This is a genomic window from Prosthecobacter sp. (genome assembly GCF_049294395.1).
Classification (GTDB): domain Bacteria; phylum Verrucomicrobiota; class Verrucomicrobiia; order Verrucomicrobiales; family Verrucomicrobiaceae; genus Prosthecobacter.
Genome location: NZ_JBAQCR010000027.1, coordinates 1 through 25,636, shown reverse-complemented (window position 1 = coordinate 25,636; position 25,636 = coordinate 1). Strand labels below are relative to the sequence as shown.

At 58.3% G+C, this 25,636-nt stretch carries 20 protein-coding genes and 1 pseudogene; 1 reads left to right on the top strand and 20 read right to left on the bottom strand.

The features are described from left to right. The 11 genes and pseudogenes from WAW39_RS01725 to WAW39_RS01675 all read right to left on the bottom strand — a co-directional run. Window positions 1-593: pseudogene (locus WAW39_RS01725) on the bottom strand (hypothetical protein); the annotation flags it as partial. A gap of 16 nt (window positions 594-609) precedes the next feature. Further along, window positions 610-1,776: a glycosyltransferase family 2 protein gene (locus tag WAW39_RS01720; RefSeq protein ID WP_422315130.1), complete on the bottom strand. Its 1,167-nt coding sequence runs from the start codon at window positions 1,774-1,776 to the stop codon at window positions 610-612. Further along, entirely contained in the window at window positions 1,773-2,999 is a 1,227-nt protein-coding gene (locus tag WAW39_RS01715; RefSeq protein ID WP_422315128.1) for a glycosyltransferase, read from the bottom strand. The genes WAW39_RS01720 and WAW39_RS01715 overlap by 4 nt, the downstream gene beginning before the upstream one ends. A gap of 2 nt (window positions 3,000-3,001) precedes the next feature. Beyond that, window positions 3,002-4,477, bottom strand: a complete 1,476-nt coding sequence (locus tag WAW39_RS01710; protein WP_422315126.1) for an O-antigen ligase family protein — start codon at window positions 4,475-4,477, stop codon at window positions 3,002-3,004. After that, window positions 4,478-5,599: a glycosyltransferase family 4 protein gene (locus WAW39_RS01705; RefSeq protein ID WP_422315124.1), complete on the bottom strand. Its 1,122-nt coding sequence runs from the start codon at window positions 5,597-5,599 to the stop codon at window positions 4,478-4,480. Between the two features lie 44 nt (window positions 5,600-5,643). Further along, window positions 5,644-7,956, bottom strand: coding sequence for a polysaccharide biosynthesis tyrosine autokinase (locus WAW39_RS01700; RefSeq protein WP_422315122.1), 2,313 nt, complete (start codon window positions 7,954-7,956; stop codon window positions 5,644-5,646). Between the two features lie 26 nt (window positions 7,957-7,982). After that, on the bottom strand, window positions 7,983-8,708 hold the full coding sequence (locus tag WAW39_RS01695; RefSeq protein WP_422315120.1) for a polysaccharide biosynthesis/export family protein: 726 nt from the start codon (window positions 8,706-8,708) through the stop codon (window positions 7,983-7,985). Further along, complete coding sequence (locus WAW39_RS01690) at window positions 8,647-10,452, bottom strand: hypothetical protein (RefSeq protein WP_422315118.1); 1,806 nt, start codon at window positions 10,450-10,452, stop codon at window positions 8,647-8,649. The genes WAW39_RS01695 and WAW39_RS01690 overlap by 62 nt, the downstream gene beginning before the upstream one ends. A 362-nt stretch (window positions 10,453-10,814) precedes the next feature. Then, a complete protein-coding gene (locus tag WAW39_RS01685; protein WP_422315116.1) occupies window positions 10,815-11,603 on the bottom strand; it encodes a hypothetical protein in 789 nt (262 codons plus the stop codon). Window positions 11,604-11,743: 140 nt separating this feature from the next. Further along, a complete protein-coding gene (locus WAW39_RS01680) occupies window positions 11,744-12,901 on the bottom strand; it encodes an endonuclease/exonuclease/phosphatase family protein (protein ID WP_422315114.1) in 1,158 nt (385 codons plus the stop codon). Between the two features lie 27 nt (window positions 12,902-12,928). Beyond that, window positions 12,929-13,222 carry a hypothetical protein gene (locus tag WAW39_RS01675; RefSeq protein ID WP_422315112.1) on the bottom strand — a complete coding sequence of 98 codons (294 nt, stop codon included), beginning with the start codon at window positions 13,220-13,222 and terminating at the stop codon, window positions 12,929-12,931. A gap of 218 nt (window positions 13,223-13,440) precedes the next feature. Here WAW39_RS01675 and WAW39_RS01670 point away from each other — a divergent pair, with 218 nt between their 5' ends. Continuing rightward, on the top strand, window positions 13,441-14,589 hold the full coding sequence (locus WAW39_RS01670) for a glycosyltransferase family 4 protein (RefSeq protein ID WP_422315110.1): 1,149 nt from the start codon (window positions 13,441-13,443) through the stop codon (window positions 14,587-14,589). Here the strand turns inward: WAW39_RS01670 and WAW39_RS01665 are convergent. The 9 genes from WAW39_RS01665 to WAW39_RS01625 all read right to left on the bottom strand — a co-directional run. Next, window positions 14,534-15,508, bottom strand: a complete 975-nt coding sequence (locus tag WAW39_RS01665; protein ID WP_422315108.1) for a glycosyltransferase — start codon at window positions 15,506-15,508, stop codon at window positions 14,534-14,536. The genes WAW39_RS01670 and WAW39_RS01665 overlap by 56 nt on opposite strands. 4 nt (window positions 15,509-15,512) lie before the next feature. Then, a complete protein-coding gene (locus WAW39_RS01660) occupies window positions 15,513-16,721 on the bottom strand; it encodes a glycosyltransferase family 4 protein (protein ID WP_422315106.1) in 1,209 nt (402 codons plus the stop codon). Window positions 16,722-16,730: 9 nt separating this feature from the next. After that, a complete protein-coding gene (locus WAW39_RS01655; RefSeq protein WP_422315104.1) occupies window positions 16,731-17,840 on the bottom strand; it encodes an acyltransferase family protein in 1,110 nt (369 codons plus the stop codon). Between the two features lie 11 nt (window positions 17,841-17,851). Next, window positions 17,852-18,784 carry a glycosyltransferase family 2 protein gene (locus WAW39_RS01650; protein ID WP_422315102.1) on the bottom strand — a complete coding sequence of 311 codons (933 nt, stop codon included), beginning with the start codon at window positions 18,782-18,784 and terminating at the stop codon, window positions 17,852-17,854. Continuing rightward, window positions 18,781-20,481, bottom strand: a complete 1,701-nt coding sequence (locus WAW39_RS01645; protein WP_422315100.1) for a hypothetical protein — start codon at window positions 20,479-20,481, stop codon at window positions 18,781-18,783. The genes WAW39_RS01650 and WAW39_RS01645 overlap by 4 nt, the downstream gene beginning before the upstream one ends. 10 nt (window positions 20,482-20,491) lie before the next feature. Further along, window positions 20,492-21,592 (bottom strand): acyltransferase family protein, encoded by a 1,101-nt coding sequence (locus WAW39_RS01640; RefSeq protein WP_422315098.1) that lies wholly within the window; start codon window positions 21,590-21,592, stop codon window positions 20,492-20,494. After that, window positions 21,589-23,595 carry an acyltransferase family protein gene (locus WAW39_RS01635; protein ID WP_422315096.1) on the bottom strand — a complete coding sequence of 669 codons (2,007 nt, stop codon included), beginning with the start codon at window positions 23,593-23,595 and terminating at the stop codon, window positions 21,589-21,591. The genes WAW39_RS01640 and WAW39_RS01635 overlap by 4 nt, the downstream gene beginning before the upstream one ends. A gap of 24 nt (window positions 23,596-23,619) precedes the next feature. Then, a complete protein-coding gene (locus tag WAW39_RS01630; RefSeq protein WP_422315094.1) occupies window positions 23,620-24,447 on the bottom strand; it encodes an FkbM family methyltransferase in 828 nt (275 codons plus the stop codon). Continuing rightward, a partial coding sequence (locus WAW39_RS01625; protein WP_422315092.1) for a DUF6056 family protein occupies window positions 24,444-25,636 on the bottom strand: 1,193 nt, incomplete at its 5' end. The genes WAW39_RS01630 and WAW39_RS01625, both read right to left, overlap by 4 nt.

Below are 25,636 nucleotides of genomic sequence, written 5' to 3'. Positions count from 1 at the left end.
CTCTTGGAGTAATAGAGGCTGTTGACGATGGGAGCCTGGGTCCGATGGGGGGCGGAGGGCATGGTCAGATCCGCATAGCAGCCGGCTTGTTTTAGCATGGCCAGTTCTCCACGTACACCGCAACCGGCACCGGTGGGGTCGGAGTTGTCCAAGGCCCAGTTGCCATGGATGAAACCGAAGGTCACTTCTCCGGCCGCATTGCTGCCGAGCAGTCCGTGACTACGCAAGTCTGCTTTGCCGCGTTCAATGGATGCACAGAAATTTTCCGCCGTGTCCTTGTGGTGATGAAGGTGGATCTCCACCTCATTGCGACTGCTGAGACACAGTTCCGTCAGTGATTGAATAACGTCCTGATCATACTGCTCCACCGGATAAAAAAATGTATGCTTAGGAGTCTGGCCATCATGATCCAAACCGCTGGCCATGATGTTTGGCAGCTTGTCGTGCCACTGATCCAAGCGACGCAGAGCTCCGGCTTTGTCGGTGTGGTGAAATGGCTCGAAGTGATCGCATACAGCGAGCAGCACATCGGTAATTGGCGCCTTGGTCTTCGAGAAGCGATCCTTGATCCAGGGCAGCAGCCAGAGGTCCATTGCTTTGATCATACGTTCAGGCTCTACGGGTTCGTTTCCAGGTGGTTTTTTGTTCGCCACGCAACCAGCGCAGGCAGCCCAGGAGGAGGGCGGCATTCATGGTCGCAAAGTAGGCGCTCACTGCGGCCAGACGCCCCAATGAGGAAGGCATGCGGAGGGAGGAAAAACCGGCGGCAGTGAGCGCCATGATGACCGCGCAGGCTGCCGACAGCAACAGCGAACCAGCAGCACCCAAAATTAGCAATACGAGCACTGACAACAACGCACTGAGCATGAAAAAGGGCGCGATCCAGCGTAAAACCTTGTGGGAAAAGAACACCCAAGCCGCAAGCCCCTTTTTCGGATTCAGCAACGGCAGGCAGCTCGCGAGAATCTGATAGTCCCCTGCCCCGATGCGAATTCGACGGCCAAATTCGTCGGCCAGAGCAGGCGGCAGATCTTCATACGCGAGCGCGCTGGGTTCAAAGACAATGGACCATCCTTCCATGAGCAGGCGCAGCGGAACGTAGAGATCTTCCACCACGATCTCCGGCGGGCAGCCGGTCCAGAGTTCGCGACGCAGGGCGTAGTTGGCGCCGTTGGCACCGAGCAGCACGCCCCGACCGCCCTCATGCTGCTTGAGCCACGTTTCCAGTTTCCAGTAAATGCCTTCGGACTGGGTGTGGGCCTCACCTTCGCGTGCGCGGAAACAAAGCTTGCCACACACACAGGCGACCTTGGGATCTTGGAAACGAGTGACGAGACGGCGCAGAGTATCCGGAGCGAAATCCACATTGGCGTCGCTCAGCACCAGAATGCTGCCTCTGGCCTGCGGGCAGATGTCATTGAGCACACGAACCTTGCCGCGGCGCTCGGAGAAGTGGCGAACCTGCACACGAGCATTCCCACCGGCGAGGCGCTCGGTGCCATCGTCGGAGCCATCGGAGGCGATGATGATCTCCATTTTGTCGGCGGGATAGTCACACTGCAGGAGGTTCTCGACGCGACGGGCGATGCAGCCGGCTTCGTTGTACCCGACGACGATGACGGAGACAAAGGGCAGTGACTGCTCGTCCTGCTCGGGAGACACTGGCAGCAGTGGTCTGCGGGTGCCGATGAAGCGCCACCAGAGCGGGTAGAAAACGTAGCAGTGCAGTACTGCCGCCACGCTGAGGAAGAGAATGATCCACGCGGTGGCGATCATGACTTTTGAATGAGACTCACGCAGGCATCTTCAAAGATTTGAGCTGCGGCCGCCCATGAGCAGGGACGGGCAACTTCTTCCAGCGCGTGGCGGGCGAGTTCCGCACCGAAGGCCGGAGTGCGCAGTACCTGCAGCACTTTTGCAGCGGTGTCTTCTGCGGTATCTGCGAGAAGAACATGTCGGCCATTCTTTACATCCAGACCTTCGGCACCGATATGGGTGGAAACTACGGGCACCTCGGCGGCCATGGCTTCATAAATTTTCAAGCGTGTGCCACCGCCGATGCGCAGCGGAACCACGACAACGTCTGCGCCGCGCAGGTAAGGTCTCACATCCGGCACAGTGCCGGTGACTTCGATGTTTCTGCCGCTGGTGGCGAGCGCCTGAATCTCCGCAGGTGGTTTGCGCCCCACTACGACAAACATGGCCTGAGGCATCTCGCGCTGAACGAGAGGCCAAACGGTTTCAACAAACCAGTTCACGCCGTCTACATTGGCATACCAGTCCATGGAGCCCATGAACATGACGGTGGGGATAGGAGAGTGTGTCCTGGGCAGGGATTGGAAGTAGTCAAGATCAACGCCTGTGGGGACGACACCGAGGACGTTGGAGAGATTCATCTCTTCTTTGAATATCCGCGCATCTTCGTCTGAGACGGCGAGCACGCCGTCGAAGCGGCTGCTGTAATGGCGCTCGAAGAACAGCATGCGGTCACGCTGGGATTGATAATACCGCGCACTGAGTCCCACCTTTCCTTCGGCCCGGCGACGCCAGATCATGGACTCCACGTTGTGCTGGAAGAGTACCCAGGGGCATGAGAGCGACTTGGACATCCAAGGCAGGCTGGCGGAAGGAAACAAGAAATCCGAGATCAGCAGGTCATAGCGTTCCTCCTTGAGTTTTGCGATCAGCAGATTGAGCAACTTGGATGACCTGAAGCGTTCAACTGCATAGGGCAGCGATGACGCCACGTTGGCCAGTGCGCCAGCGAGGAACTTCCAGCGGGCGAGCTGCAGGGAGGCCTTGGGTTCATGCGCCCAGAATGATTGGGAGGAATACTCCGTGGAGTGCAAAGCGCCCGCCACCTGCCCCGCATCCGCCGTCATGCCAACAAAGGTGACCTCATGACGCTGATGCAGGTGGCGCAGCAGATGGAAGGTGCGCAGGTCGCCGCCGCGCGTGAGCGGGTGTAACGGGCTGGTTTTGATCCAAAGAATTCGCATGGTCAGAACACCACAAAGTCGGTGGAGAAAAGTTCCCAGAAATAGAGCAGCACTTCCAGAATCACGTACATGATCATCATGTCAACCACGCCAATGCGTGACCAATTCAGGTTGATCGCACCGAACTGATCGGGAGTGTTCTCGGCGGTTTCCTCCTCATCCTCAGTCTCCTGCCGTCTCGTTCCTGCCAGTGCCTCACTGCGCTGCTCGTCGGCGGGTGCCCCCCCTGCGGTCGCTGACAGCTCCAGCGGCGTGGACTCCGCCCCCCCCAGAGCCTCCGTTTTGCCGCCATCTTCCTCCTGCCCCTTGTTACCAGGCAGAAACCGTCGGTGAAAGGCGGATATGACCCCGGACAACAGGAAAAAGTCCATGTGATAGGCACGGTCCACCACCCAGCAGGAAAATACCGTCGTTGCGATCAATGCATACAAGGTTCTTTGCACCCTCATCGCTTCGCTGCCAGGCACAGATTGGGCCACCAACAACACCCGCACTCCCCCATAAAAAATGCCCGCAAACAGCAGCAGGCCCATGTAACCCAGATCAGCCCCATGCCGAACATAGGAACCGTGCGTGGCTATCTGAATATAAACCGTGCGGTGCAGCTTGCTGTCACGAATGGAAACGTACCCCTGGAACGTCTTCAGCCCCTCCCCAGTTACAGTGCTCTCCATGCTGAACTTGGCCTGCTGCCAGACGATCATACGGCCTTGGATGCCCTCGTCATCCTTGGACAAGGTGTCCATGCGCGGCAGACTTTTCAAGGCCGCTATTCCCAGGCCATACACCAGCGCCAGCAGCACCAGCTGCAGCCACACGGGCCGCTTGAATAAAAAGAGCATCGTGAGCCCCCCCGCACCTGCCAAAAAGGCCCCCTTGGACTCCGTTAGCAGCACGCAGTGTATCGCCAGCGCGATGAGCGCGATGCCCAGCATTTTATTCTTCCCCCCTGCCATGACCCACCACGCCAGCGCGGCCGGGATCAGAGTCACCACGCCGTGTCCCAATGCGTTGGGATTGCGGAACACCCACGTGTTCAAGGTAAGGCGGTCATGGAAGGCCATGGTTAGTTCTGCCGAACCCTTCACCAACTCAACGTCCCAGTGACTGGAAACCGCCAGCACCGCCAGCACAGCTAGGCATCCCAGCCAAATATTGAGGTATTTTTCAATTTTAGCCCAACTGTTCAGCGCCAGGGCCGTGACCATATGGAAGCTGAAATAGGTGAAAACCTCTTTGAAGGCTCCTGTATGGTCAGCCGTCGCGTAAATGGCCCACACACAGTATGCGGTGACCAGCCAGTCCATCGGCACTGCCCACACAATAGCACGGCTGAACCCGCCCGCACGCCGCACCGTGGCGATGATGCCCACATACATCGCATACTTCACCACACTGACACCGCTGATGACTGCAAAGATGTCCTGAGGGCGGACATACCAAAAAAAAACAAGCAGGCAGGCGCAGATGAAATCCACTTATCGGTCCTCCATTGCGGTGATCTGCTTCCCACTCAGCGCGGCATAGACCGCCGCATAATCAGCCGCAGTCCTTGCCAGGGGATATTCAAGTTCGATGAAGTCCCGCGCCGCGCCGCCCATGGTGCGCAGCAACTCCGGCTGCTCCAGCAGCGCGCTGACTGCCGCTGCCACATCATCAGCCGTCGTCATCGCTGCCAGACTGCCATTGCGTCCGGGTTGGATGAGTTCCTCCGAGCCACAGGTGGCATGCATGAGCACGGGTACGCCGCAGCTCATGGCTTCGAGGGTAACATTGGACATGCCTTCGGACGTCGAGGTGAGCACCAGCAGATCGAGGGCATTGTAAACAGCCGCCATGTCGTCCCGGTGCCCAAGCTGGATGATGCGGTCGGCAAAGGGATGGCGCGCGACAAGTTCCTGAGTCGCTGCTTCACAGTTGCCGCCAGCACCTGCGAGCACGAGGCGGGCTGTTGGGAAGGTTGTGCCGATTTTTAGGAAGGCTTGGATGAGGAGATGGTGGCGTTTTTCGGGGACGTAGCGGGCGGCCATGCCGAAACAGGGGGCACCGGAGGGGATGCCAAGGTCGCGGCGGCATTCAGCTTTTTTTAAAGGACTGAATTTCAATGTATCAACACCATTGCGGATGACGCGAAGGTCGAGGTGACGGGTGAGGCCAAGAGCGGCCATATCGTTGATCTGTCCCTGAGAAACGGTGTGAATGATATCACAGCGTGCATAGAAGAGGCGACGGAGCCTGAGCCGCCAAGGGGAACGCTCCCATCCGTAGAGCAGAGCGTGCTCGCCATGAAGGAGTGGGGTGCAGTTGAGGCCGAGGGCGAAGAGAGAGTAAACCAGCGCATTCCAGTTATGGGAGTGCACGACGTCGGGCTTGAGTTCGCGAATGAGGGCACGCAGGCGCATGACGCAGCGGAAGTCCAGCCCAGGACGCTTCTGGAGTTCGAGAACGGAAGTGCCGGGAGGCAGGCGGTGCTTGAAATCATCTGAGCCAGCCAGGGCGCAGACGATGACCTTGAAGCCCGATTGGGAAAGCCGCCATGCCATCTGGCCGATCATATTCTCCATGCCCCCTTGGCGGAAGGAGTGAAGCACGTGGAGCACGCTGATTCCCATGAAATAAACGAGGCGAGGTCACAGCGCCTAGGTCACGCGTCATCGACCGACTGCGAGCCACCACGTTTCGACTTGCTGTAGTAGGTGGGTTCGTAATATCGGGAATAGTAAGTGCCGTAATAGTAGGAATTTTCGAGGCGTTTCAGGTTCACACAGTTCAAGACGAAGCCGTACACTTGGGCACCTGACTGGTGCAAAATTTCCGAGGCGGTGGCGACATCACGCTGGGTGGTCTGGTCGGCGCGAATCACAAAAATCAACCCGTCCACGGCTTTACTGATGAGCAATGAATCGGCGAGGCCGAGCAACGGTGGAGTGTCCACAATGATGCGGTCAAATTGTGGACGCAGTCTGTCGATCAGCTCCTGGAAGTGATTGCGTGAGAGCAACTCAGGACTGACGCTATTGCTCTTGCCACGTGCGATTAATTTCAGGCCGGGCGTCTTGGTCGATTGAATAGCATCCTCGAGTTTGGCTTCACTGCCGAGGAGTTCGGCAAGTCCATTCTGCTTGCGGTCGAGCTCTAAGAGCCGGTGCAACGTGCCACGGCGCAGGTCGCTGTCGATGATCAGCACTTTGTCGCCGCTTTCGGCAAAGGATTTGGCGAGGTGCATCGCCACGGTGCTTTTGCCATCGCTGGGGCGGGCACTGGTCACCATGATCACCTGTTTGAGGTTGTCCTTTGGCGCGTAGAATGGCAGGGAACTGCGGATGATGCGGAAGGATTCGTGGGCATGGGTGCCGGTGGAGGTTTCCTCATTGCCGTCCTTATCATTCTCAATCGCGAGCTTGGCATTTATTTCCAACAAGGGTACAATGCCGCAAGCGGGATACTGGCAGTATTTTTCAGCCTCGCCGACAAATGAAGAAGTGAAGCGGAGCCGCTCGGTAAGGAAAGGCCCGCCGATGCCAAGGCCGAGAGAGAGCGCCAGTGCATAGGTGAGGAGCTTTTGCTTGTTGGGGGAGACCGGAATGTCATCACGCACTTCAGTGAAGCCCTTGAACAAGAAATCCACCTGAACTTCAGGTCCGGTATAGTCCATGGCCGAGAGGCGGGATTTCATAGCAATGTAGGCCTGCTCCCAGGCAAGTCTGCCGCTGGACTGGAGACGGAAGTCTCTGCGATAGTCATCATAGCCCGCAATGAGTTTGTGGTATTCGGGCATCTGCTCCTGCAAGGAAGCAAGCTGCTGGCGAATATGGTCCTTCTCGAGTTGAAAGGCTGCAATTTCCTTTTTCCACTCGGCTTCCAGGCCAAAGCTGTAAATGTCGATTTCCTTTTGTAGAGCGCGCATTTGTTCATGCCCTGGCAGCAGGTTGCTGGAGAGACGCTGGTATTCACGCTGGGCTTCTCGAAGTTTCTTATCGAGACCTTCCCAGACTTCGGAGCGTTTGGAGGCCTCGGGAATGACAATGGTATTGGTGGTGGCCTCGGGGGAGGCACCGGCGGGAGTAGGCGTCTGGGGTTCAACTGCGATGCCGCCATTGCCACCCATCACGATGTTGGGCGCACTGGTCTTCAGTAGAAAGGGGTCCGATTCTGCAGCACGGCGAACGATGGTGCCAACGGCGAGGGGCTTGTCGCGATACTTTTGAAGGAGGGAGAGTTTCTCTGCGCTGCTGGGGGCGGTGGCGTCGATGTACTTTTCAACCTCTTCCATGGCATCCAGCTGTGAGCGGTAGGTGAGCATCTGGGTGGGCAGTTGCTCCAGTTTGTTGTTGGCCACAAAGTTTTCCAAAATACGATTTTCGGATTCAAAGCGGCGGTCACGCTCGGTTTCGGCCTTTAAGTTTTCGCGGATGCGATCCATTTCCTTGGAGAAACCCTGGATGAGCAGGTCACGGTGCTTGATGCGAGATTCAGTCAGGAAGTCATGGTACTCCAGAAGCATAGCCTGGGGCCAGAGCTTAGCTAGGCGAGGTTCATAGACCCATACTTCGATCTCCAACTGCGAGGCTACCGAAGTGGTGATTTTGATTTTGGAAATGAAACGATTCCAGATTGTGCCCAGCTGGCTGGCGTTTTCAACGAGCTTGAGGCGAAGGGCGGTGCGTTCAGCAAGCCATCTTGACTGCAGGCCAAGGACGACCTGCGAATTAATATTGTCCCATTTGGTGTTGCCACGAATGTCTGAAATTTCAGACTTGATGGGCAGGTCAACGTAACTGTACTCGACCGAACTTTTGGAGTAGTAGGAGGGCTTGCCGTAAACGAAATAGGCGAGGGCGAGCGAGGCGCCGAGGACAGCGCAAAACATTCCCAAACGCCAGTACTTCACATAACGTGAGAGGAACTGAAGGATGTCCTGAAGAGTGAGAAAGCGTTTGAAACCCGGGATTGCCATAAGGAGAGGTGCAGAAAGAAGCGCTGTTACAAACCAAACATTTTCTTTGGCACAACAATGCAGTCACCTTCCAACACCACGGGGTCAGAGACCCTGCCAGTCTCAACGGCCTCGAAGTTCACGTCGATGCGCTGCACACCTGAATTGCTGTTGCGCAGGATGTATGACTTTTTCTTGTTGGCAAATGGCTTAAAGCCACCTGCATCGATGACCGCCTGATAGGCGGAGACCGGGGAGTCACCAAGGGGACGCACGGTGACACGCCCGGTCTGCGAAGTTTCACCACTGAGGCGCAAGGTCAGGCCGCCAGCGGCGGTTTCACCGCGCATGCCAGGGTCAATAATGACAGTGGCGAGTTTCAAGTGGTTGGCCTGAAGGGTGGATTTGATTCGGGCCTCAGCCTCCGCCAAAGTGAGCCCCTGTATGCCTACGCGCCCGAGCTTTGGAACAATGATGTCGCCACTGGGGCGGATGACATAAGATCCATTGAAGGAGTTGTCCTCGAGAACAAACATATCAACGATATCGCCAATCTGGATGCGATAGTTCGCATTCCCAGGGATGGCAGATTTCGGGAGAGGGGCGAGATCAGCGGAATCGTAATTTTGCGGACCACTGCAAGAGGCAAGACCAAAGAAAGCGAAGAGGCACGGAACAAAGACTGATTTAAACATACAGGATTGGAATAATCTAAAAGCTCTTGGACACACCAAGGTACAAGTAATGTTCAGTATAGCCGTATGTGTTGCCATGAAAATCCAAATATTGGTAAAAGAGCTGGGAATTGACCGTGCTGGACATGGCGTAGGTGAGACCGGAGCGATAGGTCCACTGAGTCCATTCGATGGCACTGTTTGGAATCATAATCTTTTCCCAGCCGGCGGAGGCAAAACTGCCGATTCTAGGAGAAATATTAGTACTCATCATAATTCCCGCATATTCGATCTGCTGGGTGGTCTGTTTGTTGAACTGCAGGTAGCGCTTGGATACGCCAGCGTAAGCCGTCGTGTTGATGCGACCGCCAAGGAGGTGAACGAGCCGGTATTCAGCAAAGTCTTCGAGTCCCATAGGAGCGTTAAAAGGCTGGTAAACGCGACGACCCACCTCGGCATACTGATACGTCCGCGGACCGAGGCGGTTTTGGATGCCGACAAGGGCGGTCCAGCCCTTGTAATGCGGCCCTTCCCCGGTAAGCCAATAATAGCCGCCCTCAGCGTAGGTAGTGAGGAAATTGGTGAGACTTTTGCGGAAGCCAGCGACCGCCCAGTTGATAGTGGTGTTGAAGAAAGGTGCCCGGGTGGAAAAGTTGTAGCCGGCGTAGGAGGTGAAGTAGGGATCACCGTTACGGATATAGGCCCCGCCATTGAGGGCAGAGTAGAGGGTGTTGAAGTTTTTGTCCCACGCATCCACGCGATCAAGGTAGAACATGCTCTGGGTGGCATTGCCATGGCGGCCAAAAAGCCTGGCTCCGATGATGTTGTAATACCCATTCAAGCCGCTCCAATGATCATTATTGAGACCAAAGCGCGCGCTGGGGTCGTAGCTGTTAATCGCGCCTGAGCCATAGCCCACGCCATAGCGACCGACGCGTTCCACTGGAGAGAGATCGCCCCAAGATTGATTGGCATTCACGTACACATCCCAGAGATTGTAAGGCTGGATGTATGGGGTGAACTGGTCAGTGACGACAAGGCGCCAATTGTTCCATTCTTTCTTCCAAACGCCTTGGAACAAGGCTCTGGCCCCGAACTGTGGCAGCATCAAGCCAGCCATGGGGCCAGGAACGGCCCACCCGAACTCGCCTTTGTTCGGCAGCCAGTAGAAGTAGGGATTGATGCTGATGGCCAATGAGTCACCGAGGACCAAAGTGGCGCGAAAGCTCGCCCAGACGATCTGCGCCCAGCCATTGGGCGGGAGGGAGTCAATGCCTGGATAGTTGCCTTGGATGTCTGTATAGATCAAACCATACCCAGCGTAAATGCTATCCACCACAAAGGGGCCAGCAATCATGGTGAGGCGATTGTTCTGGATGCCGCCATAGCCAGAACCGAGTTGGACGCCGAAGGCGGGAATACCCAGGTTCAGCCCCAGCGAGGTGCCTAGAAAGTAGCTGTCCGTGGCACTGTACAAAGACCAGCTAGTGTAACGGTTGATGTTGCTGATCGGAGCCAGCACATCACGCGTGTTCTGCCTGAGATCCCCGATAGAATCAGCGATGGTGGTTTGCTGGTACAGGTTCTTCTGGGGCACATAGCGGTACTCGCCATAAGGACGGGTGACGTCCTGCCCCAGGGCATGGCTGGCGGCAGTATCCGGCTGGGAGGAGCCAAAAAGGGGCGCTCGGTCAGGACGGGCCTTGGAGAGAGGCACCCCTGGTGAATCAAATGTTTGAGCGGCGGCGGGTAACTGCAAGACGAGCAGCATGAATGCAGCCCCCGCCAAGCAACAAACAGCAGGATCGATTAGATATTTCTTTAGTGTGACCACTGAGCTCATGTATTTTAATATTAATCTCTCAGAGGAAAAGAATGCAGCCAAACGGACTGTCACGGCCTTCGCGCCATTAGAAGTGAGCGAATAATGGAAAAAACGCTGTAGAAGAGCCCCGCAAGCAGAGGGACACAAATGAGGATGGGACACCAGATCACCTTCCAAGAAAGGGAGAGTGTGGCGTCACTAAACAAGTCAATCAAGAGAACCAAAGCCAGAACAAGCCATGCCCCTGCGGCCAGAAACAAGACCAGCATGGAAATATTTTGCGGATCCGCCACCAAGGCATTTTGAAATAAATACACTGTGTTTCAACGTGTTGAATTGTTTGTGCCACACACTACTCGGTGCTGCAAACATTGAACCGATTAGAAACGCTTCCAAACGGGCGACTTGTCGATGAAAGGCTTGGTCTTGGGGCTGGGCCAGACAGAGAACATCATTGCATCCCAAGCGGCTTTCTCACCCCAGAGCTTGTCAGCGACGGGACTGAGGTTGTTGTTGTCAAGGAGGAGCGTCAACATCATCACCGTTCCAGAGTCACCGATACTGACACCTTCGACATAGACGTGCTTGGGAGGCAGACTGGAGGCGGCAGGCCACTCCGCACGGCGTTTGCCAGGATCTGCGGAATCAAGCAGGAGGGTCGTGCGGGCGGGGTCAAGCCAGACGCGAACATGACCACTGCGGCGCTGCTCTTCCTCATAAGAAGCAAAGTGACCACGCTTATGACCAAGATTCACCGGACGGAGGTCGAGAATGGCGGCGGTTTTGTAATACAAGAATTTGAGATCAGGCGAACCAGTGGTCTGCAGTGCAGTATTATGAACCACGGTAAGATCGACTCGAGCGAGTTCCCGAGTGCCCACAATCAAGCCTGGAGGATTGCGTTTGACATTGTCACTGGCATCCAGGTCGGTGGAATTCAAGAATCCATCGTAGTTGCTGTCTGCGGCAATGTTTACCCGGCCCAAAGTGCGATCTTGCTGTGGGAAATAGCCGAGACCAAAAGCAAAACCGCCATAGCCTCCGCCGAAAGCAAAAATATCAACAGCGCCAATCACCAACACGGATGCAACCGCGTATGCGAACAGCAGGCTTTTGTTAAAATTAATATTCATAGAGTGGACAATGGGTATATGTGGTGAGTTGCACATCTATCTACAACAAAGACTTAAAATCAAGCTGGGATTCTGCAATCAACATTTTTGAAAAAATTTAATGAACTAATCTTAATCGATGTGATCGAACTGCCAGCATTTGTCATGCCATCGGTAAACACGTACGTCAATGCTCATTACTTTCTATCTTTTTGCTTGAGATTCAGCAGGGTTGCGACGGGGAGGTGCTGAGATGTTTCTTTTAAAGGACTGGCACAAGAGAGAATCTCCCACTGCGACGAGGCAAAGATGTGATCAATGCGAATCCAGGGAGCAAAGCACCTGCCGATGGATTTAAAATTGCCTGGAAAGGTGAAACCAAAGCCACTGCCTGCGGCTTGGTGCGCATCCTGCAGGACGGCATGCAAGAGGCCGTATCCGCTCCCTATGGGCGGGATGTTCAGGTCGCCCATGAGAACGACAGGGGATGACTCCCCATGCACGCGCGCGGCGAGTTGAGCTGCCAGTCCCACGCGTGCCGTCCAGTAGGCCAGATAGTGCTGATGCCGCGCATGCAACGGGGTGCCAGGCACGAGCCCTAGCAGTCCATAAAGAAAGATGCCGCGTTTTGCGTACCAGTAGAGCAGATCGCGCGGGGTGGGAAAATGGATGTTATAGATGACGATGCGCCGACCGTTCCAGTCGATGACTGAACGTGTGCCTGCACGCCAGAATCCTGTTTTGCCAGCGGGCCAGTCGAGCTGCAGGGCTTCGTTTTCGACCAGCGGCCAGCGGCTTAGCAAAACATACTCGCCATTTTCATACGTATGTTGGAGCTGGGCAAAGGCGGGCAGTGAAGCAAGGCGGCCCAGACGGTGACCAGCGTCTTGAAAGACGGCAATGTCGGGCTGGTTTGCGGTGGCGCAATTGGTCAGCGCGGCTTCAGAACCCTGACCGCGGTTATAGGTCATCACTGAGAGTGTGTCTGCGCTACGTACATGGGCAGTGCTCTGCCCTAGAGAGAAACTGAAGCCCCCCAGCCAGAGGACGATGATGATGGCGGAGGAGACAGAGAGCAGGGCGGAGCGCAAGCAGAGGAAAACCAGACTGGCGATGAGTGTCCCCAGCAAGGGGAGGGTCAGCACCCAGACCGGGAGATAGGCGAGAAAGATGGTCAGCAGATTGCTTTCCGCCCGATACCGGATGACCAGAGCTAAGACGAGCAAGCAGCCAACGATGAGCAGCGTGCTCCAAAATAACCAAGCGCGCAGCATGCGCCACAGGGCCCCCAGGCGAGCCACAATGAGCAGCGCACGGTAGTCAGCCGGGATGGCCTCTGTTGGGGGTGAATCCATGACAGCGGCGAGGCGTACAGCCTCCGCTTATTCCAAGGGGTTCTTCTTGGGCGGCGTGTTGGGAGCCCTGGGGACGAACTGACTGTCTGGCAGCACCCGGGGCTTCTGCACTTCGTCCACACGCGGTTTCAAGACATCCAGCTCAAGCGGCACGCCTTTATACTCTGGTGCTTTGTCACCTTCGGTGACGACCATGCTGCCTGCTTCCTTCCAGCCAAGACGAACCATGCCGACAGGAATCACGATCCAAAGCAGCACTATAGATACCGTCATGACGACGAGCGCCTCCAAAATAGTCAGACCACTGCGGTTTTTAATCATAAGAATTTGTTAATACGGTGAGGAACCGCCAATGTTCAATCTAGGTCATGTTGATGGGATCCGGCCAAGGCTGGTCAGATAGTCGTGCCAAGTTGCGAGGGCAAGAAACAACGGTTTTAAACTGCATTTTTTGACAGCACTGAGTGTTGCTGGCATTAAATACGGACACACTTGTTATGCCACTCCCCTGCTCAGGAACCCCTCCCCCCGCTTGATTCATGAAATTTACTTTTGTCAGCGCCAACCAGGGCGGTGGCGGCAGCGAGGAGCTTTGGGTGCAGACCGCAGGCCAGTTGCAAAGCCAGGGACATGCGGTCATGGCTTTGACGGAGTGGAAAGCGGGGGCCCAGCGGCGGCGGCGGCAGCTTGAGAGTTTCGGAGTGCCCCACCGCCCGTTGGACCTCACCGGCAGGCGAGCCGTGGCCAGTAAAATTTTGGAACGTCTGACCGGCGGTGCGCCCAGACGCCTCCGCCGCCTGCAAGCCTTGCTGAAGCTGGAGCAGCCGGACCTGATCGTTTTCAACTCTGGAACGCTGGTGGATGGCATCCCATTGCTGGAGGTCATTCATGAAGGTCGGCATCCCTGCGTGGTGGTGACACATCTGGTGTCCACGGACAACTGGCCGGATGACGCGCACGCAGAACGAATTCATCGGACATACAACCGAGCTCTGGAGGCCTGTTTTGTATCGGAACACAACCGGGAGCTGTGCGTGCGGCAGACGGGACGCAGGCTGAAGAATGCGCAGATTGTGCGGAATCCCTTTCTGGTGAGCGTTGAGGCCATCCCGATGCCGCCGCTGAGCCCAGAAACGCCTGTCAAACTAGCGCTGCCGGCACGTCTGCACCCGAAGACGAAGGGGCATGACATGCTGTTCGAAGTGCTGGCCCGCCCTGAATGGAGGGAGCGAAAGATCCAGGTCTCCCTCTTTGGCAGCGGTGGCTGTGAAAGCACGCTGCGGGAACTGTGCCAGGAGTTCCAGATCATGGACAAAGTGGTGTTCGCTGGTCATGTGGACGACATGAACGCAGTGTGGCGTGAACATCATGCCCTGCTGCTGCCTTCGCGCCACGAGGGGCTGCCCATTGCAATGATTGAGGCCATGTGGGCGGGGCGGGCGGTCATCGCCACGCCTGCGGGCGGAATTCCGGAGATGATGGAACCGGAGCGCTCGGGGTTTCTCGCCAGTGCCTGTGACACAGAGGCGCTGCATGAGGTCATGGAGCGGGCCTGGTCCCAGCGTGATCATTGGGAAGTCATGGGGGCGGCTGGCCGTCGCTTGGTTCAAGAGCGCATCCCGTCGGACCCGGTCAAGGTGTGGGCGGACCATCTGCTTGAGTTGGCCGCAGCGCACGGCAGGCCTTGAGCCAGACACGCGCCGCCAGATCTTTGCGGGCGACTAACTTGTCCATGGCAGCCATGAACGTGGGGTGCCGCAGGCGGGTGAAGGGCGGAATGCCATCCAAACGCTGAAAGTGATGAGCCATGCGCCACAATGCGGGTAGCGCAAAACGGCTGGCACGGTCATGCAGTTCCATGGCCATCTGGGACGGCAGGCCGGTGAAGGCGGCAGCGTGGCGCTCCCACACCCGACGTCGTGCCAATGCAGCGCGCTTTTCCCGCATGGCCTTCTGCGTCACTCCTTCGGGGTTGATGCGGTAGCGCAACAGGGGCTCAGGCATGGTCGCGGCCAAGTGCTGGGTCAGCAGTCGCATCCACAAGTCGTAGTCCTCAGACCAGTAGGGCTCCTCCGCTGTGCTATGATCCTGGTAATTGCCGACTTGAAGAACGGCGCTACGTTTAAAGATCACGGTGGGGTGCCAGATGCGCGGTCCCACGAGCGTGGCATGCAGCACATCGGTGGGTTTGAAGGGCAGTGTGGAAGCTCCGTCCACGATGTTGCCTGACATGTCGATGCAAACGCGGTCCGTGCCCACGAGGGCCAGGCTGGGATGCTGACGCAGGAAGGCGAGCTGCTGCTGAAACCGGTCAGGATGGCAGATGTCATCCGCATCCATGCGGGCGCACAGTTCGGTCGTTGCAACCTCCACGAGCCGTGCCAGAGAGAGTCCCAGTGACAATGGCACACCACGGTACACATGCCCAGGCAGGCGCGCGGGCAGCCAGCGGTCCAGGATTTCCAGAGTGCCGTCGGTGGAGCCGTTGTCCCAGACAAGCACTTCAAAGCCTCGATGCGTCTGCTGCTCCAGGGAGACCAGGGCTTCCTCCAGAAACTGCGCCCCGTTAAGAACAGGGATCAACACGCTGATTTTCTCCTGACTCATCAATCTATTTTTTTTGTGCCAGCGCGTGGTAGAGGCTGGCATAATCATCCAGAGTCTTGTCCAGGGCATGATCACGCAGCACGATTTCGCGGGCGGCAGCCCCCATGCGGTGACGCGTGGATTCGTCTGCCAGCAGGGCAGCCATGGCCTGAGACCAGGCGGAGGGTGCATCATCCACCACCTGAATGGTGCCGTTCTGCTCTCCGAGCTGTCCGTCTGGAAAGCCCATGAAGCGGCGGGTGAGACAGGGCAGTCCGCTGCTCATGGCTTCCAGCAGCGCATTGGGAAAGCCTTCCTGCATGGAGGGAAACACAAACACATCCGCCATCTGATACCAGCGATGGATGTCCGCCTGCTCAGGAATGTGCAGGACGCGCGGCAGAGAGCGCAGCTCCTTGAACAAGGCACTTTGATAAGCCTCGATATCCTGACGCTCCTGCTCGGAGGAGATCGTGGGGCGCTGCACCGCGCCGACGAGAACGAGCCATGCGTCAGCATGACTCTGAGCCACTGCGGGCCAGGCCTGCAGCAGGCTGCGCACCCCTTTACGAGGAATCAGATGCCCTACGTAGAGGCAGACCTTCGCACCGGCAGGCAGCACCTTTTCCACCAAGGAAGGCAGCGCCTGGCCTGGCTCCGCAGGCTGAAAGCGCTGCGTGTCCACCCCATGGGAGATGATGTGCAGACGGCGTTCGCTCACCCCCATGCGGCGCTGGGCCGCTGCCATCACAGGAGATCCCACGACCACCGCATCAAACAGACGCTGCGCCAGAATTTGCAACTGGAGATTGGCCCACCGATGCAAGGCGGTACGCCCCCATGTCTCCGGTTCCACCATGGTGGAGACAAACATGAGCGCACGGCCTTGGCGTTTGATCGAGAGCTGGCTGCGGAAGATGCGGCGGTCCATCTTAATGGTCTGCACCACCTGCGCTCCTGCCCTGCCCTGCGTCTGGAGATGCACCGCAGCGGCTCGAAACAGGCGTTGATCGCGCTCCCCTGCGGTGTTTCCCACCTCCATGCGCGAGACGGCGATGAGACCGTCAACCGTTTCCTCAGCAGACAGCGCGGGATCGCTGCGGGAGGTGATCACCGAGGTGGCCACACCACGCGCATGCAGCCCCGGCGCATAGCGGCGGAAGCGCTCAGCAGCTCCGGCTAGGATCGGAGCGTAATGCGGGAAAATCTGGCAGAGCTGGACATCGTCGGCCATAAGACAGATTCAGACGAAAGACGTCGGCCGGGAGCGAGTCAGATGCCGCCCCAGTTGAATGGCAGGCTTTTCGATCGTGAAATGCAACAGCAGACCGAGTCCGACCGTCACTCCAAAGGCAAGGATGAAAGCCAAGCAGGGTGAGGACTGGATCACAGGCCCGCAGAGTTTTTTTAACGCAACCAGAATGGGATAATGCAAGATGTAGATGCTGTAGGAGAGGTCCACGCGCAGCAGCTTCTGCAACCGTGTCAGCGCAGTGCGCATGAGCGGCCAGTGGATGGTGCCCGCGATGAAGATAAGCGAACCCAGGCCGCAAAGATAGTAGCCAAGCCAGATGCTTGGCATCACATAGCGCCAGGAGATGGCGGCATAAAGCCCAAAGCCCAGCAACAACAAGCCCCACCATGCAGCTTGATTCAGCCGATTCCAAACAGCGGACGGCACGCGGCACAGCAAGGTGCCAAGTGCAAACATGCCGAGAAAAGCTGCAGTGCCTACGACGTGCTGGTCCAGCCAGGCGCTGCCGAGGACCAAGCCAGCAACTAGCGCTCCTGCCAGCCAGCCAGGACTACGCAGGATTGCCCACGCCAGCAGGGGAAAAATCATGGATACCTTAGCCTCGGTCATCAGCGTCCAAACCGTTGGCAGAGCGAAGTCGGACTTCATTCCAGGTGCAATCAGCGTGCTCTGCAAGAACCACTGCTCCCATTGCATGCCTTTGCCATCTAGAAACCAAGCTGGCAGACCTGTCACCTGCCCTGCTCCATGTTGTTGAACACTCCACAGCACCACGAGGGCCAGCAGTAGCGCCATCCAATAGACAGGGTACAGACGAAAAACGCGCCGCACGCCAAATTTGAAGTAAGCCGTGAAGGACGGTGCCTTGCCACCGAGAGACAGTGCCAGCACATAGCCGCTGAGGACAAAAAACAGCATCACGGCAGCCTTGGAATCGAACACCCCTTTTCTCAGCCAATCGGGCCAATGCAGCTCGAAAACAAGACGAAAGTGCTGCACCAGCACGATGAACGCGGCAATGACCCGCAATGCGTCCAGAGCGACGATGCGCTCATGGGCGGCAGCAGGCCGAGCGACCTCAATGTCAGTATTGTTCACAGAAATGCTCCCTATTCCTCCGGCATGCCGTTCTTGCCAAACTGGCGCAAGCGGATGTGGTACATCTCGCGGTGATGCCGCAAATTTGACTCCAGGATGAGCCCTACGAGCAACACGACGGTGGAGATGATCATGATGCTGGCGGCAAGTACCGCCATTGGCACGCGACTCACATAGGCTGTCTGGATGAACTCATACACAGGCAATGCGCCAGCCAGTGCTCCAAGCAGAAAACCGCAGGCGGCAATGAGTCCGAAAAACCGCATTGGCCGATAGTCACGGAACAGGACCAGCAGCACCCTCAGGATGCGCGTGCCATCGCGGAAGGTCTTCAGTTTTGAACTGGTGCCATGCGCGCGGTCGCCAAAAGGAATAGGCAAATCGACGGTGGTGAAGCCTTTATCAATGGCCTGGATGGTGAGTTCGATCTCCAGTTCAAAGCCACGTGAAAGAACTGGGGCGTTCATGTAAAAGCGGCGGGAAAAAAGACGGAGGCCGGAGAAAACGTCTCCCGGTTGCTGGCCGAAAACGGCTTTCACAAAGGTGGCAAACATGGACGTGCCCCATTGGTGGCCCGGACGGAAAACGTCATGCTTTGTCTGGCGCACTCCGGTGATCATGTCTGCGGGAGCCTCGCAGTAGCGCTCATAGAGCAGTTTTCCACCAGCAGCCGGATAACTACCGTCTCCGTCCACCATGAGCACGAGATCAGTGTTGATGTGGGCGAGCGCGGTGGCCACGGCCTTGGCCTTGCCTCGGCGTGATTCAACGAGCACGTCCGCGCCGGCCGCGCGGGCGCGGGCACTGGTGGCATCGGTGGAACCATTGTCCACGACGAGGATGCGGGCCTGAGGAAAAGCCTGCTGGTATTCGGCCACGACGCCGGGGATGGCCACCTCTTCGTTGAGGCAGGGAATGAGGATGGTGAGGGAAGGAGCGGTCATGGCTGGGCGGTAGAGTCGAGGATCGGACCGGTGTTAAGCAAGTAAACGCCGGGCTGCACTTGTTTGCCAGATTTTCTAGCATAAGCGAGCAGCCAAGGGACAGGTGTTTGCTTGAGCATGTCGCGCACTTCCTGCTCGAATGGGGCGAAGAGAACGCCGGGTTCCATGTCCTGGCGGCAGTATTTTTCCTCGACGACGAGCCAACTGATGTTGTGCTGCTGGCAGTAGGTGCGGACAACCGCCGCCGAGGGGGAATAGAAGGCCTGGAGCAAGGCAGTGTGGCGGTTCATGACCAGATCGCGGTAGCGGGTGAAGAGCACGCCGTGGGAGGACTCGTTGCTGATGAAGATGCTGCGGTGGCAGAGGATGGGGATGAAGTCGCTGGTGCGGGGAAAGGTGGCGATGATCTCCTCCCCGCCGGTGCGCACCAGTTCAACGTACAAGGGGGAATATTCGGAGACGTCCTCCGCGCCTTTGCCACGAATGGAAGGTGCGCGGGATATCAGCACGAGCACCAGTAACACCCAACCCGCTTGCCGAAGGCGGCCCAAGGGCAGCCGTGTCACGGCGGCTTCCAGCAGGATGGCCGTGCAAAGGACAGCGAGCACAGGCATGCTCCAGGTAACATAGCGGGAAGGCTCGTAGAGTCTGGGCAGGAGAAGCTGCGCGAGCCAATGGATGACCACTGAACTGAGGGCGAGCGTGATCAGGATATAGGCCAGGCGACGGTTGCGCCGGAAAACGAGGAAAATGGCAAGCACCGGAATTGCAAACGCCAGGATGTTTAGCAACGAGGTCAAGGCACCGCCCAGGAAGACCGGGAGGGAGGCGGCATGGCGCAGCACCGGCTCCAGCAGCACTTTGTCCCAAGGCATGAGCGCCCAGGCCAGGGACGGCCCAAGAGCAGAGGGCGGCCACACGGGGACTCTGCCACCAGGGCCATAAAGCGGGTCGGTCTTGATCTGCGCCAGCGTGACCTGGGAGCCAACCCAAGGGTGCAAGGCAAGCTCATGGCTTTTGATCAGCACAATGGCGCTGCCTGCCGCGACGGCGACCATCACGGGCCAGTGCGTTCGACACTGTCGACGCCAGTCGCCGAGCTGTCGCCAGCCCCCCGTGAGCAGTTCCGACTGCAACCACAGCAGGAGGTAGGCAGGTGCCAGCAGGACAAACATGATGGGGTAAAGGGCGGCAGCGAAGAAGAGACAAACCGCAGCCCAGCAACGCCGCCCGCTGACCATGGCGAGAAGGAAGCCACAGACCAGCGGCCAGGCAAAGGTGCGTGCGAAGCCGCCGCCGATGCCGATCCACGAGTCCGAGATAAAAAACAGCCCCATGGCGACCCAACCCAGACGCGCCGAGCCAAAGTGAGCGGCCAGTTTGAAAATGAGGAACCCGGTCAGCGCGAGCATGCCAAGGGCTAGAACCTTGCCCACGAGTAGCGTGGGCAGCACGAGATGCAGCATTTGAAACACAGCCGCTGTCAGATAGGGCTGAATGGCCTTCGAGGTAGAGACCCAGGGATCATCGGGGCTAAAACCGCTGCCCGCGCTGGCATCCAGCCAGATGTGGTGCTGGGCGATGTCATCGTTGAGGAGCATCGGGCGCAGCAGAGTGTGGCCTTGCAGGAGCAAAGCAATGATGCAGGAGGCAAGAAGAGCTAAGCGTGACACGGCCAAAGCAGGAAGAGGAATCATAAAGTCAGGCCTAGCGTTTCTGATGAGAATCGGAACCGGCACGGCGCGGCGGAAAGTACGCCACCAATGATTTGCAGAATTTGAGCAGCGGACGTTCCCAATATCTGTAAACCGCGAGACCGAACAACACGGAGAGGGCGACCAATAGCAGCAAAAAAACATTGATCCAAAAAGGATCGCCGCCGAGCATTTGTGGTTTGACCACGGCGAAGCCGAATACGAGGACGAAACCATGGGACAAAAATATGGAGTAACTGGCGCGCCCCAGACGCCAATGGTCCTGAAGCCACCAGCGCTCCGGCCGGCAAGAGCGCTCGAAGAGCGCCAGTCCGCCAAAACCAACCGCAAAGATCACCGCCCAGAAGGACTTCTGCCAGATGACGGCGAGGGAGTTGAGCCAGAGATGCTGTGTGGAGCCGACCACCAGTCCGACGATGGCGAAGGCGCAGAGCAACATGCCCCACACCCTGCTGCCACGCTGCCTGACACATTCCGCCGCCACCGCTCCAGCGGCAAACTCCAGGATGAGGGGGTGAGTAAGGAACCCCAGCCCATGGATGGCCGGGCGGACGTCGAACAGCATGCCGCCCACGGCGAGCAGAACGGCCACCAGCACTAGGGAGGGGAACGCGGCTTTTGCAGGCAAGGCCAGGCATGCGGCGAGAATGATCATGAAATACATCTCAAAGGAAAGCGTCCATGCGGCCACGATGACAGGAAAAGAAGTCTGGGGAAGAGCGAGCAAAGACGGGATGGTCTGATAGCTATCGGAGCTTCTGCCGGGGAAGCAAGTGAGGAGCAGCACCTTGAACAAGGTCAAGGTCATGAGCAGCGGGTAGAGGCGCCAGCCGCGCCGCAGGAGAAAGCTGCGTGTGGCAGCGGGCTGTCCGGCATCCACGCGGTGTGATGCCCACAGCACGAACCCGCTCAACACGAAGAAGAAATCGATGCGGAAGGTGTTGTGATAGAACCAGCCGCCAAGCCAGTCATGCGACCAGAGACGCACGGAATGCACCGCGGTGTGGTGGCAGACCACCAGGACGGCAAAAATTCCACGCAATGTTTGAACACCGCAAAGGAACATAGGGCGGGAGGGGGTCGACGCTGTCATGGTTTTCCAAGGGCGGGGAAAACCGGTGAGAAGCTGCGACGCAACACGGGTGCCAGAATGTTTTCCGCTCCAACGGGGGTGAGATGGTGCTTGTCGCCATAGAGCGCCTGCCCGTCCTTAGAGATCCGGAAGTGGCGGCCAGCCGCGTCGAGGAAAGCGGGACGCACGTCAATGATGCGTGCGCCGGCGTGCTCAACCTGACGCAGGAAGTCAGGCCCCTGCCCTGCCAGACCGTTCCAGGAGTCCGGGGTGGCGGAGAAGCGCTGCTCGTCCGCACCGAAGAGGAGGCAGTAGGCATGCGCCTTGGGGACGATCCAGGGGTGTTCGGGCACCTGCAGCATAACCCAAGGCTGACAGCCAATTGCGACCAACTTCTGCACGGTGGCGAGAATACTGCGCTGGTAATAAGCGAGGTAATCGCTGACTGCCACTCCCTGCACCCTGCCCTTCTGTTCATACACATGCCAGTAGGCCACGAGCACTACGTGGCGGACGTGATGCTGACGCAGCCACTCAAACACGGCGTGATTCAGGGCGACGGTATCGGTCACGGGGCCGTTGGGCACGGTGGCATGGAAGTCGAGCAGCGGAGCGGTGCTGGAATGAGTGATGGAGCAGCCGGAGACACCGGCGGCACGCAGCACGCTGTCGAAAGCGGGATGGGCGGCGAGGGCATGGCTGTCCCCCCAGAGCACGAGCTGGCTGCTGCCAATGGGGCCGGACACGCCGAGTTGCACCAACTGATCCTTCGCCAGATCCGCCAGGGCGGTCTGGTGGGTGAGCATGAAGCTGGACTCGGAGTTCCTGGCATAGCCATGACTCACTCCGGGGGGCACGCGCCAAGGCAAGCCCTGAAAGAGGGTGATCCCCTCCCCTGCCAGAAGGAGCAGCAGCACGGCCATGCCGCTGGCGATGAGCATGGAGCGCCGGCTGGCGCAGATACGTCGCAGGCGGAAGGGGGTCTCAACGAAGCGCCAGGAGAGCAGCGCGAGCAAAAAGGTCAGCAGGATGAGCAGGAGCTTGCCGCCTTTTGCCAGCGGGACAAAGCTCCAGTAGTTGACAAAGGCAAGCAAGGGCCAGTGCCAGAGATAAAGTGAATAGGAAAGCAGCCCGATGAAGACCAGCGGGCGGGTGGCGAGCAGGCGACCACACCACGTGGGCGGCAGCGTGCCAGCGGGCCGTTGATTGGCTGCGAGGAACAAGGCGGTGCCGAGCACGGGAGGAAGGGCGGCGAGACCGGGAAAGCGGGTGTCCGCGTTGTACAGCGCATAGGAGCCAACGATGGCTCCCAGCCCGAGCAATGCCGGGATTTCACGCCAGCGGCCCAGACCGAGATTCAAGCCCATGGGCTGCACCGCCAGGAGGGCGCCTGCGAGCAGTTCCCAAGCGCGACTGGGCAGCAGGAAAAACGCGGAAGCTGGGTCACTCCGCAGCCTAAAGACGCTCCAGCCGAGGCTGGCCACCAGCAAGGCGACGAGAATAATGCCTATATGCCTGCGGTCGCCAGTGGGGCGCATGCGCACCAGCGCCGCGAGCAGCAATGGCATGACCAGATAAAACTGCTCCTCCACGGCGAGGGACCAGGTGTGCAGCAGGGGCTTTTCTGCGGCGGCGGCGGCAAAGTAACCGGTGTCCTGCCAGAAATGGACATTGCTGGCAAACAGGGCCTGCCACACGGCAGACCTGCCAAGATTGAGGTAGTCGTTCGGCAGCAGGAGGAAGCCGGCAGCAAGGAGGGTGACGAGCACCATGACCGCGAGTGCGGGCAGGATGCGGCGGCAGCGGCGCTCCCAAAACTGCACGAGGCTGAATCGGCCGGTTTCCAAGTCCCGCAGTAGGAGAGAGGTGATCAAATAACCGGAGATGACGAAAAAAACGTCCACCCCAACGAAACCGCCGGGGCATTTCACATCCACGTGAAAGAGGATGACCCCGAGCACGGCGAGAGCGCGCAGGCCGTCGATTTCCGACCGATAGTCTGACTGGTGGGGCTGGGACTGCATCAGGGGATGAGAACGGAAGGCGGTTCAGCGCGGCACAGCGGCAAAGTCGCACGAACCGAGCTCCGGCACCACGCGTCTGGCGGCAGCCTCGTCCGGGATGCGCGTTTTCCTGTCACAGAGGCAGATGTCGTAGTTCAATGCGCTGAAAAAAGCGGTGAAGTCGGCGAAGCTGTAACCGCGCTTTTCATTTTCGTAGAAGCAGAATTCAAAGACTAGGACGGGACGCCAGCGCTCGAGGGTAGCGCGTGCGCCTTTAAGGATGTCGAGTTCGTGGCCGTCGGTGTCGATCTTGATGAAGTCGAGGTGATCAAGGCCTTCCTGCTGGACGAGGCCATCCACGGAGAGTGTGGGACAGGTGACCACGTGCGCCTGCCCCATGTGGACGGAGTGGCGCTCTCCAGCGGCCTTGTCGAGACGCCAGCTGGGATAGGCGATCATGCCGGGGGTGGCCTCCAGGGAGCCGTCTCCCATGAAGGCCTGAACGGTTTTGATGCGGGGCTGGAGCGCGGGATTGAGCTCGATGTTACGTTGGAGCCGCTTGAAGGCGTGGTCGGTGGGCTCCACGGCAATGATGCGCGAGCCGGGGTAGCGGGAGGCGAGAGGGAGGCAGATGGCACCAATGTTGGCACCTATGTCGATGGCGCAAAAGTTTTCTTTGTGAGGGAGCAGGGTGTCATCAATGACCCATTTCTGAAAGCTGCCGAAGAGAAAGAGGGAGAGATCAATGCCCTCCGCGAGATCGACGTCAAAGCGCACACCATGACGGGAGATGACGCGCTTCTGGCTGAAGCCAACAAGCCGCAAAGCATGGTAGAGGAGTTTGGCGAGGCCAATCTTGGTTTTGGTATTCATGGCTGCGAGGATGGAGTGGTGATGGCGACGCTGCGCTTGTGGAAGAAGCGTGCGCAGCCGGTGTTGCGCCAGTTGGCGGGATCTGGGGTGAGGTCGTTAAAGAACAGCATTTTAGGGCGGGACTGAAGCGGCGGGACGAGCACGTCCTGCTCGGGGGTGGAGCGAAGGAGTTCATGCCGTTTGGTAAGCTCTGTGGAGTAACGGGCGGCATCGCCTGAAAGAAGGTCACGCCAGGCGGCCTTCACATTGTTGGGGGTGCTGGCAAGGCTGACGAGGAGAATGCAAACGAGGCCGAGGGAGAAGACAAGGCCGGGCCGTGGCAACTCGGCGGCGGTGGTGCGGAGCAGGGCCACGAGACCGGTCAGCAGGACGAGCCAGTCGATGATGAAAAACAAGAGCACAAGGTTCACGGCACGCATCGGGATGGAGGCGCCCATGCACCATGTACCGAGAAAGTAGGCACCGAACACGGTGCAAGCCATGAGCGCGAGGGCGAGAGCGACGAGCTCCCAGCCGCGCTGACGTGAGACAGGGGCGTCCGCTGGCCAAGCGACTACGGCGACGAGTGAGAGCAGCGCGAATGGGACAAAAACGAGCCACAGGAGCACCTGCTTGATGCCGAGCTTGAGCGCGAGCGCGACTGCGGCGGGGAGGACGTGGTTCACGCCGTTGGAGTAAACGGCACTGCGGAGGGCGTTGCCAGGTGAAAGGACGACCAAGGAAGCACCGACGATGGTCGCGAGCAGCAGGATCGCCAGGGGACGACTGATACGGCGGTTGATCCAGAAATACAGGGCATTCCAAACGGTGACATGGAGCAGGAGCAAGGCCATGGCAACTTCGGTACAACCGGTAGTGACGAAGGCAAGCAGGGAGGCAAGCACGAGGACTGCAGGATGCGGCCGCCAAGCAGGGCTCAAGCTGCGTCGGCCGAACAGGCCTGCAATGGCGAGGGAAAACAAGGCGGACTGGGTGTAGCCCGCTGAACCGGTGCCCCAATAAAAACCCTGTGCCGGAGTCGCCATGCCCCAGAGGAATGCAACGACGAGGGTGAGCCCCGCCGTCCACTTCCAAGTGTTGGAAGCGGCGGGAAACCATGCGCCTACGGCCCAGCGGGTGCAGAGAGCCAAACCTATGACGAGGGAGAGGCTGTAACATTTGAAGGCTCCAAAAGAGAGCAGCATGGGAT